Genomic DNA, 13,852 nt, shown 5'->3' with positions numbered 1-13,852 from the left:
GCAGGCGCGCAGCGGTATAAGCCCCCATCAGGTTTCCCCCTCAGGTACTCGGCGGCTTCGCCAGCTCAATCCCCGCCGCCCCCAGCCGCTTGAGAATCTCGAACAACAGATCACTCTTGGTCGTGCCGACAATCCTCGGGCTCGCCACGTAACCGGTTACCGTCAACGTAATCCCGTCCGGCGTGAGTTTGCTGAAGCGCACGAATGGAGCCGGTTTTTCGAGGATGGTTTCGTGCTCGGTGTAGGTGTCGAGCAGCAGGCTTTTGACCTGTTCGGGGTCGATATCCAGCGGGAACATCAGCTCCAGCGTCGCCACGCCCTGGGCGCTGCCGCCGAGGGTGACGTTGCGCAGGTTCTGCGAGATCAGCTGCGAGTTGGGCACGATCACGATCGAACGGTCGCTGAGCTGGATTTCGGTGGCGCGCACGTTGATCCGGCGGATGTCGCCCTCGACGCCGCTGATGCTGATCAGGTCGCCGACCTTGACCGGGCGTTCGGTGAGCAGGATCAGCCCGGAGACAAAGTTCTTCACGATCTCCTGCAAGCCGAAGCCGATGCCCACCGACAGGGCGCTGACGATCCACGCCAGATTGGTCCATTGCACGCCCAGCGATGACAGGGTCAGCAGGATCACCACTGCATAACCGATGTTGGAAAACAGCGTGCTGAGCGAAGCGCACATGCCCGGGTCCATGTCGGTCTTGGGCAGAAACTCGTTGTCGAGCCAGCGGCGCAGGGCGCGGATCAGGTAGATGCCGATCAGCAGCGCAAGCACGGCGTTGAGCAAGTGGCCGGGGACGATGTTCAGCTTGCGCAGGCCGGCGCCGCCGAGGATCGTGCCGATGTTGTTGGCCAGTTGGCCCAGGGTGGTGCCGATCCCGCCGACAAACAGCGTGATCACCGCCAACAGCAACAGTGCAGCCCGACCAAAACCGGCCAGCAGGGTCGAGGCCTGTTCGAGACGCCGATCACCGACACCCAGCAGCTGTTTCAGCGCCTTGCCGCTGGAATGGCGGGGAGAAAAGAAGTACTCGCAGCTGTCCTTGAGCAACTGCATCAGCAGGTAAAACCCGGAAAACACGATAAACGCCCACACCAGTTCGTAGGTGATGAACCGCGCGAACGACACATACCCGGTCAGCAGGGTGCCGAACGACAGCACCATTGCCAGGGTGGCCACGGTGTAAATCACCCCGGCAAACGTGTTGCCCGTTACCTGCGTATCGCCAGCCGCCGCCAACACTTTGCGCACCCTGCCGACGCGCATCAGCAACGTCGTGACGATGACCAGCACCACCAGCGCAATGATGCCTCGGCCTGCGAGCACGATCTGGCTGCTCATGCCAGAGGCGTTACTGACCTGCACCGACGTCACCAGCACCAGCAGCGTCGCGGCGAGGATCGGCGCGAATGGCTGCAGCGTGTCTGCGATCTCGTCGGCCACCGCCGGCAACCGCCATGACGGGTGCTCGGTGGACAGCAAGGCGCGGCTGAGCCCTGTGATCAACACGCAGGCGTAAACGACTTTCTCGAACTCATCGGAAAACGTCGCCAGCATCGGCGGCAACGGCACGTGACGGGTGCACGCGTAGTACAACAATTCCAGGGCGATGGCGGTGGTCGCAAGTGTTGCCAGCGCCGAGGCAAACGCCAGCGAACTGCGACGCAGCCGACCCTCCGGCATGCGGTGAATGCACACCCAGGCCATCCAGCGGTCAGCGAGCCGCCGTCCAAACGTCCAGACGATAAACGCCAATATCACCAGCAACGCGGTGTAAAAGCGCTGGCCGGGTCGCCACGCCTCGGCGCCGGTCTGTTGTACCTGTTCGACGAAAACCCGCAGGCGCTGGCGGTCATCTGGCGAAGGATTGAAAAGAGGCGTCCAGAAGCCTGGATTCAGAATGCTGTGGGTGCTCAGCATCAGTTCGCTTTCGAGCAGCGTGCGGCGGATTCCGGCGATCTGCGTGATCAGATCCGTGGCGCTTTGCTTGAGGGTGGCGAGGTTTTTCAGCGCCGTATCGACTTTGGTTTTCTGCTCGATCAACGTTGCCCGTTGCGCGGCGATATCAGCTTGTTCGGCGGCCACCGCTTCGGTCGGGGCTGCACCCAGCACGCCCAATTGCACGGTCAGTTGCGCCTGCTGCGGCAACAGCGAGGCTGACAGCCGATCGATGTCCAGAATGAACGTCTGCACCCGATCCTGCGGGCCTTCGAGCTGGTTGTAATTGTTGGCGGACGAGATCTGCTGCTTGAGGCCGTCGAGGCGCAGTTGCAGGGCTTGCAGATCGCTTTGCGAGACGCCGGGGAGCGGGGCGCCGGTACTGACATCGGGTGTGCCGGGCAAGTCGGCGGCCGCCACCGCCACGAACCCTGAACCGAGCACGATCAAGGCGATGAACATCAATGACTTCAATGCATTACGCATGGGACTGGGCGATTCCGGTTGATCACACAAGCATTGAGGTTAGGTGATCGGGCGCCTGCTGCATCATTTTCTGCTGCTAATCCTGGCTTAATGCGTGTTCGGTGAGATCGCCGGGCAGCCGATTGTAGGCGCCCGTTTTCACGACTAGACTCCCGGCCATGAAACGCTATCTGCGGTTTTGTCTCGTTTTCCTGATCAGCCTGGCGCTTCCCCTCAGCGGGATGGCGGGCGTGCAGGCACCGACAGAACCGTGCCCGATGCAAACCATGGGCATGGCGATGATGGACGGCATGAACATGGATTGCTGCAAGGACATGAAGAGTCCTGCCGACCATGGCTCTCCCTGCAAACCCGGCCAGGAGTGCAAGACCGGCGGCCTGCTGCAAGTCGCGATCCTCAAGCCGCCCGTTACCGTTTTCAGCCCTGTCACGCATTCGTTCTTCAGTGACTCCCTGCCGCTAGCGGCCCCGTCCGGGGTCTGGCGACCGCCCCGCACCTGATTCCTGTCCCCCCCTCGAAGCTCATTCCGCCCAGGCGGAGTGATTTGGCTGTGCGCGTGTTTTACGCCGCGCGCAGTGGACGATCACAGGAATCGTAAACATGACATTCAAGTGCAATTGCGCGGGTTGGCCTCTGGTGGCCGGCCTTGCGGCAAGCGTGCTCGCGTGGCCGGGTTTCGCCGCCGCGCTGACACTCGATCAAGCGCTGCGGCTGGCCGAAAACAATGCGCCGTCGCTGACCGCACAAGATCAGAAAATCCAGGCCGCCAGCAGCGCGGCCATTCCGGCGGGCGAGTTGCCCGATCCCAAGCTGTTGCTCGGTTTGCAGAACTACCCCGTGGGCGGCCCGGATCGCTGGAGCGTCGATCAGGACTTCATGACCATGCAGATGGTCGGTTACCGGCAGGAGATGCCCAACGCAGACAAACGCAAGGCGCGCATCGAAGTTGCCGACGCCGCTATTGAGCGCGCGGCGGCCGAGCGCAGGGTCGAGCGTTTGAAGGTGCGTCAGGCGACAGCGCTGGCGTGGATCAGCGGCTATTCGGTCGAGCGTAAGGAAGCGCTGTTCCGGGATCTCTTCAAGGAAAATCGCCTGCTGAGTGAGACCGTCCGGGCGCAGATCGCCGGTGGCCGCGCGCAACCTGCCGACGCGGTGACGCCGAAGCAAGAAGCGGCCCGACTCGCCGAGCAACAGGACAGCCTGACCCTCGAGCGTACTCTGGCCCGAGCCGCGCTCAAACGCTGGATCGGCAGCGCCGCCAACGACAAGCCCGAGGGCGGTTTGCCCGTGTGGCCGGTCGATGCCTCGACCTTCAATCATCAACTGCAACACCATCCCGAACTCGCTGCTTTCGCCCCCATGACCCGCGAAGCCCAGGCCAGGGTGCAAGAGGCGGTGTCCGAGAAAAAGTCCGACTGGAGCTGGGAGGTGGATTACCAGCACCGGGGGCGCGAGTTTGGCGACATGGTCAGCGTGCAGTTTTCCTGGGATCTGCCGCTGTTTCCCGAGACGCGGCAGAACCCGAAAATCGCCGCCAGACAGGCCGAGGTCAGCCAACTGCAAGCCGAGCGCGAGGCCCTGTCCCGCGAGCACACCGAACAACTGGAAAACCAGTTGGCCGATTACCAGCGCCTCGATCGGGCCGTACGCCGCACCGAAGAAAGCCTGGTGCCGCTGGCCAGAGAGAAAGTCGATCTGAGCCTGGCCAGTTATCGCGCCGGCCAGGGCGATTTGAGCGCGGTGGTCAACGCCCGCCGCGAACTCATCGAGGCCCGCCTCAAACAGATCGACATGGAAGAACAGCGCGCACTGACCGCTGCGCGTCTGCATTTCGCTTATGGGGAGACCAGCCTGTGAACCGTAAACAATGGAACGGCGTGTGGCTGGCCGGCCTCGCGCTGGCGGTGGGCGTGGGTGGCGGTTACGGATTGGCCTATCAGCGAATGAACGGAGTAGCGGCTTCAGCCCCTGCGCCGAGCACTGAGCCCAAGGCCTTGTACTGGTATGACCCGATGTACCCGCAGCAGAAGTTCGACAAACCGGGCAAGTCACCCTTCATGGACATGCAACTGGTGCCCCGATACGCCAGCGGCGAGGAGGGCAGTGCGACCGTCAGCATTGATCCGGGGCTGAGTCAGAACCTCGGTCTGCGTGTGGCGCCGGTCAGTCGCGGCGCCTTCACCTCAAGCCTCGATGTGAGCGGTGTGCTGGGGTTCAACGAGCGCGATGTCGCGGTGATCCAGGCGCGCACCAATGGGTTTGTCGAGCGGGTTTACGCCCGTGCGCCGGGGGACGTGCTCACGGCTGGCACGGCGTTGGCAGACATTCTCTTGCCGGAATGGACGGCGGCCCAGAGCGAGTTTCTGGCGCTCAGGCGTAGCGGCGATGCTGACCTCATCGCGGCGGCGCGCCAGCGCTTGCGGCTGACCGGGATGCCAGCAAGCTTGATTGCTCAAGTGGAGCGCAGCGGCAAGGTGCAGTCCGAACTGACGGTCACCAGCCCTTTGGGCGGTGTGCTGCAAGCACTCGATGTGCGGGCGGGCATGACCGTGGCGAGCGGTGAAACCCTGGCGCGGGTCAACGGGCTGAACAGTGTCTGGCTCGCTGTGGCGGTGCCGGAATCGCAGACCGGCTCGGTTGCCGTGGGGCAGGCCGTCGAAGCACGCCTGCCGGCCTTTCCCGGCAGAGTATTCAACGGAACGGTCAGCGCGATTCTGCCGGACACCAACCCGGACAGCCGAACCCTGCGCGTCAGGGTTGAGCTGACCAATGCCGACGGCCGATTGCGGCCGGGGATGACGGCGCAAGTGCGGTTGAACCGATCGACCGGGCAAGACAGTTTGTCGGTGCCCAGCGAGGCAGTTATTCGCACCGGCAAGCGGGCATTGGTCATGCTCGCCGAAGACGCGGGGCACTATCGCCCGGTGGAGGTGCGCCTCGGTCAGGAAAGCGACGGCAGAACGGTGATCCTCGAGGGCCTGGCAGAAGGGCAGAGCGTCGTGACGTCCGGCCAGTTCCTGCTCGATTCGGAGGCAAGTCTCAAGGGCATCGTCGCCGAGCCGCTTGAATCGGGCGGGAACGTTTCGGGGAGCCAGCCATGATCGCCGCGCTGATTCGCTGGTCCGTCGCCAATCGTTTTCTGGTGCTGCTGGCGACGCTGTTCGTCACGGGTTGGGGCGTGTGGTCGGTGCAGAACACACCGATCGATGCGCTGCCGGATCTGTCCGATGTGCAGGTGATCATCCGCACGCCGTACCCCGGACAGGCGCCGCAGATTGTCGAGAATCAGGTGACCTATCCGCTGACCACCACCATGCTCTCGGTGCCGGGGGCGAAAACCGTACGCGGTTATTCGTTCTTCGGTGACAGCTTCGTTTACGTGCTGTTCGAAGACGGCACCGATCAATACTGGGCGCGCTCGCGAGTGCTGGAGTACCTGAGCCAGATCCAGAGTCGCCTGCCTGCCGGCGTCAAACCGGGATTGGGTCCGGATGCGACCGGCGTCGGCTGGATCTATCAGTACGCGCTGGTGGATCGCAGCGGCGGGCATGATCTGGCGCAGCTTCGGGCGTTACAGGACTGGTTCCTCAAGTTCGAGCTCAAGACCCTGCCCGACGTCGCCGAGGTCGCTACCGTTGGCGGCATGGTCAAGCAGTATCAGGTGCAGCCCGATCCGGTGCGGCTGGCCAGTTTGGGTATCACTCTGGCGCAGGTGCGCGAAGCCATCGGCAAGGCCAATCAGGAAACCGGTGGCGCGGTGCTGGATATGGCCGAAACCGAATTCATCGTGCGCGCTTCCGGCTACCTGAAGACGCTTGATGATTTTCGGGCTATCCCGTTAAAGCTCGGTGCTGGCGGGGTGCCGGTAACTCTCGGCGATGTCGTAACGGTTCAGACCGGGCCGGACATGCGTCGGGGCATCACCGAGCTAGACGGCCAGGGCGAAACCGTCGGCGGCGTGGTAATCCTGCGCAGCGGCAAGAACGCCCGCGAGACCATCGCGGCGGTCAAGGCCAAACTCGATGACATGAAAAGCAGCCTGCCGCCCGGCGTCGAGATCGTCACCACCTACGATCGCAGCAAACTGATCGATCGCGCCGTGGAAAATCTCAGCCACAAACTGCTCGAAGAGTTCATCGTCGTCGCGCTGGTGTGCGGGATCTTCCTCTGGCATTTGCGCTCTTCGCTGGTGGCGATTATTTCGTTGCCGATGGGCGTGCTGATCGCCTTCATCGTGATGCGTTATCAGGGCTTGAACGCCAACATCATGTCGTTGGGCGGGATCGCCATCGCCATTGGTGCGATGGTCGATGCGGCGGTGGTGATGATCGAGAACGCCCACAAGAAAATCGAAGCGTGGCACGCAGCCCATCCGGGGCAGGCGCTCAAGGGCGAGCGCCATTGGCAGGTGATGACCGACGCGGCAGCGGAGGTGGGGCCGGCGCTGTTTTTCTGTTTGCTGATCATCACGCTATCGTTCATTCCGGTGTTCACCTTGCAGGCCCAGGAAGGGCGGCTGTTCGGTCCGCTGGCGTTCACCAAGACCTACGCCATGGCGGCAGCAGCGGGACTTTCTGTGACGCTGGTACCGGTGCTGATGGGCTACTGGATTCGCGGGCGGATTCCGGATGAACGCTACAATCCGCTCAACCGCTGGTTGATCCGGATCTATCAGCCGGCGCTGGATGCGGTGTTGCGGCGGCCGAAACTCACTCTGCTGGTGGCATTGCTGGTATTCGTCAGCGCGGCCTGGCCGATTTCGCGGCTTGGTGGCGAATTCCTCCCGCCGCTGGACGAGGGCGATCTGCTGTACATGCCTTCGGCCTTGCCGGGTTTGTCGGCGCAAAAAGCCGCGCAACTGTTGCAGCAGACCGATCGGCTGATCAAGTCAGTGCCCGAGGTCGAGCATGTATTCGGCAAGGCTGGTCGTGCGGAAACCGCTACCGACCCGGCACCGCTGGAGATGTTCGAGACCACTATCCAATTCAAGCCCCACGATCAATGGCGTCCGGGCATGACCCCGGAAAAACTCGTGGAAGAACTGGATCGCGTGGTGCGAGTGCCGGGCCTGACCAACATCTGGATTCCACCTATCCGCAATCGCATCGACATGCTCGCCACCGGGATCAAAAGTCCCATCGGCGTGAAAGTCGCCGGCAACGATCTGGCCCAGATCGACGCCGCGACCCAGGCCGTCGAGCGGGTGGCCAAAGGTGTGCCCGGCGTCAGTTCGGCACTGGCCGAGCGCCTGACCGGTGGCCGCTACATCGATGTGGATATCGACCGCAACGCCGCCGGCCGCTACGGGCTGAACATCAGCGATGTGCAATCCATCGTCTCCGGTGCCATTGGCGGGGAAAACATCGGGGAAACCATCGAGGGGCTGGCGCGGTTTCCGATCAACATCCGTTATCCACGAGAGTGGCGTGATTCGCCCGGCGCGCTGGAGCAATTGCCGATCTACACGCCTTCCGGCAGCCAGATCACCCTCGGCATGCTGGCGAAGATCAAGGTCACGGACGGCCCACCAATGCTCAAGAGCGAGAACGCCCGGCCGTCCGGTTGGGTGTACATCGACGTGCGCGGGCGGGACATCGCTTCGGTAGTGGCCGATCTGCGTCGCGCCGTCAATGAACAGGCGAAATTGCAGCCCGGTATGAGCCTGAGCTATTCCGGGCAGTTCGAGTTTCTGGAGCGGGCCAATGCGCGGCTGAAACTGGTAGTGCCTGCCACGCTGCTGATCATCTTCGTGCTGCTCTACCTGACCTTCGCTCGCTTCGATGAGGCGCTACTGATCATGGCCACGTTGCCGTTCGCATTGAGCGGCGGTGCGTGGTTCCTGTATTTGCTGGGCTACAACTTGTCGGTCGCGACCGGGGTTGGCTTTATTGCACTGGCCGGGGTTTCGGCCGAGTTCGGCGTGATCATGCTGCTCTACCTGAAAAACGCCTGGGCCGAGCGCGAAGGCCTCGGCGACCACTCTGAACGTGGACTGGTCGCGGCGATTCGCGAAGGCGCTGTGCAACGCGTGCGCCCCAAGGCGATGACCGTGGCCGTGATCATCGCCGGCCTGTTGCCGATTCTGCTGGGCAGCGGCACCGGCAGCGAAGTCATGAGCCGCATCGCCGCGCCCATGGTCGGCGGTATGGTCACGGCGCCGCTGTTGTCCCTGTTTGTCATACCGGCGGCGTATCGCCTGATGCGCCGTCGACGGTTGCCCGCTGAAAACAAGTCACCTCAAAGCGACGATGCTTCCATCCAGCCGTAACCCGGCGACGAAAAAAAAACCGGTGCGAACGTTCGCACCGGTTTTTTATTGTGAGGTCTGGTCATCAGATCGACCGCTGATTGACCCGCTGCATCAACTCTTCTGCCGATTCCTTGCGCTCCGAGTAGCGATCCACCAGATCCGGGCGATCTCGCAGCAACAGCGTGAATTTCACCAACTCTTCCATCACGTCCACCACCCGGTCGTACAGCGCCGAAGGCTTCATGCGGTTGCCTTCATCGAATTCCAGATAAGCCTTGGGCACCGACGATTGATTGGGGATGGTGAACATGCGCATCCAGCGGCCCAGCACGCGCAGTTGATTGACCACGTTGAAGGATTGCGAACCGCCGCAGACCTGCATCACCGCCAGGGTCTTTCCTTGGGTCGGACGCACCGCGCCAAGTGCCAGCGGCACCCAGTCGATCTGCGCCTTGAACACCGCCGACATGGCGCCGTGACGTTCCGGCGAGCACCAGACCTGGCCTTCCGACCATTGCATCAGTTCGAGCAGTTCCTGGACTTTCGGGTGATCGCCCGGCGCATCGTCCGGCAGCGGCAGGCCCGAAGGGTTGAAGATTCGCGTCTCGGCACCGAAGTGCTCCAGCAGGCGGGCGGCTTCTTCGACCAGCAAACGGCTGAAGGAGCGCGGGCGAGTCGAGCCGTACAGCAACAGGATGCGCGGCTTGTGGGCGCCTTCGTCACGAGTGGTTTTCTGAACCAGTGAGGGATCGAGGTTGGGCAGGTCGGTCATGTCGGCTCCGGTTACAGCGTGCTGATGCGGTCGAGCTCGCGCTTGAGGGCATCACGGTCAAGTTGGGCGAAGGGCAGGGCGAGGAAGGCCCGGCAGCGGGTTTCGATTCGGGCGAGGGTGGCGCGGAAAGCAGCGTCGATGGTGCGCTCATCACCGCGCACGTCCGACGGATCTTCCAGCCCCCAATGGGCTTTCAGGGCCGGGCCGAAGTACACCGGACAGGCTTCACCGGCGGCCTTGTCGCAGACGGTGATGACGATGTCCGGCGGATTGTCTTCGAAGGCCTCGTTGCCCTTGCTGCTCAACCCGGCGATGGAAATGCCGGCTGCCTGCAACGTAGTCAGACTGCGCGGCAGCACCTGGCCCTTGGGGAAACTGCCGGCACTGACCGCTTCGAAACCGGCCGGCGCCAGGTGGTTGAACATTGCCTCCGACAGAATGCTGCGGCAGCTGTTGGCGGTGCACATGAATAGAACGCGCATGATTGATCCTCAGCAGCAGGCGGATGTATTGAGCGGGCGATCGCCCATGGCAGCCAGCCGCGCACTGTTTTCTTCCAGCCAGGCGGTGTTGGCGGCGAGCGTGGTTTCAAGCAGCGTGCGAATCCATGTCGGCAGGTCGGGGTTGAGCCGGTAGTAAACCCACTGGCCCTGACGGCGATCCAGCAACAAACCGCAGGTGCGCAGTTGTGCGAGATGGCGGGAGATTTTCGGCTGACTGTCGTCCAGCGCGCAGACCAGTTCGCAGACACACAACTCACCTTCTCGGGTGATCAGCAGCGTGGCCCGGGCGCGGGTTTCGTCGGCGAGGCATTTGAAAACGGAGGCGGGGTTGAGCATGGCGACGCCTTGAGTACATATGGTTGGCCGAATATACGGATATCCATATGTGATGGGCAAGCCTTGATTTTGGTGTAGTGGCAGGTCTCGACCGAAGGTTTGTTTAGCGTGGGCACTTCAACGCTTGCTGAACGCCAACCGCGCGGCAAACAACACGAAAATCACCCCGGTGGTGCGATCCATCCAGCGAATCACTTTTTCACGGCGCAGAAACCCGGACAGCGGCTGCGTCGCGCCAATCAACACCTGCGACCAGATCAGCCCGAGCACCACATGAATGCTCACCAGCCCGAACGTCCACGGTACCAGCGGCTGACCTTGCGCAATGAACTGTGGCAGAAACGACACGTAGAAAATCCCGATCTTCGGATTCAGCACATTCCCCAGCATGCCCTTGAAAAACCAGTTCGCCCCCGGCTTGCCGTCGGCCTCGGCCGGTGCCAGCGAACGGCGAGGGCGCAGCAGCATGTTCAACCCCAGCCACGCCAGATACGCTGCGCCGCAATACTTCAACAGGTTGTAGGCCAGCTCCGACACCGCAATCAACGCCCCCAACCCAAACGCCACCGCCGCGCCCCACAACAGGCAACCGGCGTTGATACCCAACGCTGCGCGCAAGGCCTGTTGCTTGCCTTCGACGGTGGCGGTGCGCAGCACCAGCGCGGTGTCGAGGCCGGGTGTCAGCGTCAGCAGCGTGGCGGCGAGGGTGAAGGCGAGGAGGTTGTCGGCGATGGACATTGCGCTTGGGTTCCTTGTTCCGGATGGGGAACGGTAACGGTTTCAGGCGGGGGATCCAGCCGAAAAGTCAGGCGCGGATGGATGCGGCCGGTTGCATCTTAGCAATATGAACGGTGCGCATGGCTTACCTCAATGCCGGGCTTTTGCTTTGGAAACGCCTGGCACATCCATATTTATCTTGCGCCAACACGCTTCAGAGAAACTGTAAACCGAGAAGGCAATCAGCCCCAGGGCCATCACCATCAAGACGAGCCATCCTGCGGGTAGATTCTGGAGTGCGTCCAGCGCTTCCTTCATGCCAGGTGGGTCCATGGCTTGATAAGCGGAACCGCTCACTGCCAGCAGCAAAGCAATTTCCATAAACACGACTCCGCGGGCGATCAGGCCGAATTGTGACACCGGACGGACATAGCGCATGACCTCTTCGTCGGCCTCAAAATACTTCTCGAACGAGGCCTTCCATCCCTTGATGATGTGAGCAACGCCAACGCCCAGTGGTATGAGAGCGATCAGATACAACAATAAATTCGAGTGTTCCCACGACAGAAGGTGCGCCAGCCAATCTTTGGTCTGCTCGCCTGAATGGCTCGAATTTCGGGTGCCGCTCACGAGCAGGCCCAACGCAAAAAACGCTAGAGCACCGTTGACCAAACCTCCTGCAAACAGGCCTGCACGAATCACCAGACCCTTGAATTGCGTGCCGTGATGATCGACATCGCGTACGGCTTGCAGGACACGCCAGGCCGAAAATGCAAGCAGACCCGCCACCACAACGCCCACCAGAAAATAGCCGAACGGTTGGCTCAGCAAAGCCTCAAGGCTCTTGTGACTGTCTTTCGGTTTTGTTGAGTCATGGGCTGCCATTAACGCGAATATACCGATGATCAAATAGAGCACTCCGCGAGAGGCGTATCCACCCCGGGCGAGTATTACCAGATTGCGCTGCGCGGACATTGGAGTTCCTTGCGAGAGGTCATGAAAGAGCAGACCGTCCTTTCTGGAGGGGGTTCTATTACACGTCGTAGATCACCGGGCAACCTGTGGTCCCAAGGGCAATGTGTGCTGTTGTTGCGGGTTGAGCGATCCTGACCCATCATTTGGGTTTCATCGGTTATCGGCGTCGTTTATTGGATGTCGAATTAAAGGTATTTGGGTGGGGATGTGGAAGGCGTAGTGTTGGGCGAGAAGATTCAGCGTGAAGCGGATCGACTGCTGGCGCAGATTGTCCGGGCAGATTCGATGATCATTGCTGTCAAGGCTGGGGCGCGGGCGGATGGATTCGTGCTGGGACTGGAAACCGGCGGAGCTTTGCGTGTCGGCGATGCCGAGAGGTTGTACATCATTTTCGAGGCCGCTCTGGTGGAGCGTCTGAAGTCCTTGTCGCGAGGCTGATCAGAACAGGTGACTGGATCGAAATTCATGAACCGCATTTACTTGAACTATAAGCTGACCACTCAGTCAGGATAGGTGCCGATTACTATTCTGAGGGAGTCATCCATGCGCAATTACACGATCACGTACCTGTTCAACGACCAGCCCCGTACCCATCAGCTTGAACTGAAGCAGCCTGAATTACCCATTCAGGACGCGGCCATGCACTTGTTGCAGTTACATTTCGGGGATGGCGAGAACAGCCTGATCATGCCTGATGCAGACTCCACACCCGACGAGATAATCGAGCAGGCGGGTCTGGTCGGAATCACTCGAATCGACGTGGTGGGTGCCCAAGGCGAGTAGGGCGATCTGCGCCGGCTGAGCCGATGTTCATACCGACGCCGAACACAGCGTCCTGCCATCGAGCGTCTGGAAATTGGATCTGGCCACCATCGGCGACGTGTACTCTGGCCGATCGCTGCCACAGCAGCTTCGGTCAGCGTTGACTACGTCAACTCACTGCGGGCCCAAGCTTCACAACTCAATCGCCCACGTCTGGCTCACCAAATCCTTGCCGAAGCTGTGAATCGGCTCTTCCTCGACCAGCTCAAACCCCGCCCGCTGATACAACCGGCGGGCATCCACCAGATTGCTGGTGGTCCACAGAATCATCTTTTTGTAGCCGACATCCCGGGCGAACCGCAGGCATTCCTCGACCAGGCGATTACCGATCCCCAAACCCCGCGCACTGGCATCCACGTAGAGCATGCGCAGTTTCGCGGTGGTTTGGTCGTGGCGGATGACGAATACCGAACCCACCACCTTGCCGTCCTTCTCCGCGATCCAGCAGCGCTCGACCGTGGGGTCGAATTCGCGCAGGTACTTGGCGACGACCTCTGACACCAGCGCTTCGAACTCCGAATTCCAGCCGTATTCACGGCTGTAGATCGCGGTTTGCTGATGCACCACCAGCCCCATGTCACCGGGTTGCGGATCGCGCAGCAGGTAGGTCGTTGACTGGCCGCCCTCGAGTAGCGTCTGGATCTGCTTCATCGATGCGATCAGTTGCAGTTGCTGCGGTTCGGACAGGCGTTCGAGCAGAGTAATGACTTCTTGCCGCGAGGCTTGCTCCAGCGGCGCGAGGATCTCGCGGCCGAGGTCGGTGATGTGTAACTGACTGGCGCGGGCGTCGGTGGCGGAGGGGGCCTTCTGGATCAGGCCTTTTTTGTCAAAACCGCTGATGAGCCGGCTCATGTAGCCCGCGTCGAGGCCGAGCATCTGGCGCAGGTCGGTGCTGGTCAGATCGCCCTGGGACGCGAGTTCGTAGAGGATGCGCAACTCGGTGAGCGAGTACTCGCTTTGCAGCAAGTGTTCCTGCAACACGCCGATCTGGTGGGTGTAGAAGCGGTTGAACTGCCGGACGATGTCGGCGCGGTCGTTGATCGTGGACATGG

General features: G+C 61.6%; 13 protein-coding genes. 6 read left to right on the top strand and 7 right to left on the bottom strand.

From position 1 onward, the window contains the following. Nucleotides 1-40: 40 nt before the first annotated feature. The gene (locus MKZ87_RS07800) at nucleotides 41-2,425 is read right to left on the bottom strand and encodes a DUF3772 domain-containing protein (protein ID WP_234204977.1); all 2,385 of its coding nucleotides are present in this window, start codon (nucleotides 2,423-2,425) and stop codon (nucleotides 41-43) included. Between the two features lie 158 nt (nucleotides 2,426-2,583). Here MKZ87_RS07800 and MKZ87_RS07795 point away from each other — a divergent pair, with 158 nt between their 5' ends. The 4 genes from MKZ87_RS07795 (at nucleotide 2,584) to MKZ87_RS07780 (ending at nucleotide 8,693) form a co-directional block, all read left to right on the top strand. Further along, complete coding sequence (locus MKZ87_RS07795) at nucleotides 2,584-2,925, top strand: hypothetical protein (protein ID WP_085703749.1); 342 nt, start codon at nucleotides 2,584-2,586, stop codon at nucleotides 2,923-2,925. 100 nt (nucleotides 2,926-3,025) lie between these two features. Beyond that, a complete protein-coding gene (locus MKZ87_RS07790; RefSeq protein WP_266200564.1) occupies nucleotides 3,026-4,282 on the top strand; it encodes a TolC family protein in 1,257 nt (418 codons plus the stop codon). Beyond that, the gene (locus MKZ87_RS07785; RefSeq protein ID WP_234204981.1) at nucleotides 4,279-5,526 is read left to right on the top strand and encodes an efflux RND transporter periplasmic adaptor subunit; all 1,248 of its coding nucleotides are present in this window, start codon (nucleotides 4,279-4,281) and stop codon (nucleotides 5,524-5,526) included. Before MKZ87_RS07790 ends, MKZ87_RS07785 begins: the two co-directional genes overlap by 4 nt. After that, nucleotides 5,523-8,693 (top strand): efflux RND transporter permease subunit, encoded by a 3,171-nt coding sequence (locus tag MKZ87_RS07780; RefSeq protein ID WP_234204983.1) that lies wholly within the window; start codon nucleotides 5,523-5,525, stop codon nucleotides 8,691-8,693. Before MKZ87_RS07785 ends, MKZ87_RS07780 begins: the two co-directional genes overlap by 4 nt. 64 nt (nucleotides 8,694-8,757) lie before the next feature. Here the strand turns inward: MKZ87_RS07780 and arsH are convergent, their stop codons facing one another. The 5 genes from arsH to MKZ87_RS07755 all read right to left on the bottom strand — a co-directional run bounded on the left by arsH (nucleotide 8,758) and on the right by MKZ87_RS07755 (nucleotide 11,978). Further along, the gene (arsH, locus tag MKZ87_RS07775; RefSeq protein ID WP_085703753.1) at nucleotides 8,758-9,447 is read right to left on the bottom strand and encodes an arsenical resistance protein ArsH; all 690 of its coding nucleotides are present in this window, start codon (nucleotides 9,445-9,447) and stop codon (nucleotides 8,758-8,760) included. An 11-nt stretch (nucleotides 9,448-9,458) separates the two neighbouring features. Next, nucleotides 9,459-9,929 (bottom strand): arsenate reductase ArsC, encoded by a 471-nt coding sequence (locus MKZ87_RS07770; protein ID WP_085700293.1) that lies wholly within the window; start codon nucleotides 9,927-9,929, stop codon nucleotides 9,459-9,461. 9 nt (nucleotides 9,930-9,938) lie between these two features. Then, nucleotides 9,939-10,286: a metalloregulator ArsR/SmtB family transcription factor gene (locus MKZ87_RS07765; RefSeq protein ID WP_227235361.1), complete on the bottom strand. Its 348-nt coding sequence runs from the start codon at nucleotides 10,284-10,286 to the stop codon at nucleotides 9,939-9,941. Between the two features lie 117 nt (nucleotides 10,287-10,403). After that, nucleotides 10,404-11,024 (bottom strand): LysE family translocator, encoded by a 621-nt coding sequence (locus MKZ87_RS07760; RefSeq protein WP_085703755.1) that lies wholly within the window; start codon nucleotides 11,022-11,024, stop codon nucleotides 10,404-10,406. A gap of 129 nt (nucleotides 11,025-11,153) precedes the next feature. Then, complete coding sequence (locus MKZ87_RS07755) at nucleotides 11,154-11,978, bottom strand: DUF1206 domain-containing protein (protein WP_085700290.1); 825 nt, start codon at nucleotides 11,976-11,978, stop codon at nucleotides 11,154-11,156. Between the two features lie 207 nt (nucleotides 11,979-12,185). Here MKZ87_RS07755 and MKZ87_RS07750 point away from each other — a divergent pair, with 207 nt between their 5' ends. After that, nucleotides 12,186-12,416, top strand: a complete 231-nt coding sequence (locus tag MKZ87_RS07750) for a hypothetical protein (RefSeq protein WP_085700289.1) — start codon at nucleotides 12,186-12,188, stop codon at nucleotides 12,414-12,416. A 105-nt stretch (nucleotides 12,417-12,521) separates the two neighbouring features. After that, nucleotides 12,522-12,761, top strand: a complete 240-nt coding sequence (locus MKZ87_RS07745) for a hypothetical protein (RefSeq protein ID WP_085700288.1) — start codon at nucleotides 12,522-12,524, stop codon at nucleotides 12,759-12,761. A 171-nt stretch (nucleotides 12,762-12,932) separates the two neighbouring features. Here MKZ87_RS07745 and MKZ87_RS07740 read toward each other — a convergent pair whose 3' ends face one another. Beyond that, entirely contained in the window at nucleotides 12,933-13,850 is a 918-nt protein-coding gene (locus MKZ87_RS07740) for a bifunctional helix-turn-helix transcriptional regulator/GNAT family N-acetyltransferase (protein WP_085703757.1), read from the bottom strand. Nucleotides 13,851-13,852 lie beyond the last annotated feature (2 nt).

It is taken from the genome of Pseudomonas sp. MCal1, from assembly GCF_026341415.1.
Classification (GTDB): domain Bacteria; phylum Pseudomonadota; class Gammaproteobacteria; order Pseudomonadales; family Pseudomonadaceae; genus Aquipseudomonas.
Note: the sequence above shows the minus strand (reverse complement) of the source record. Positions and strands in the feature narration are given on the sequence as shown.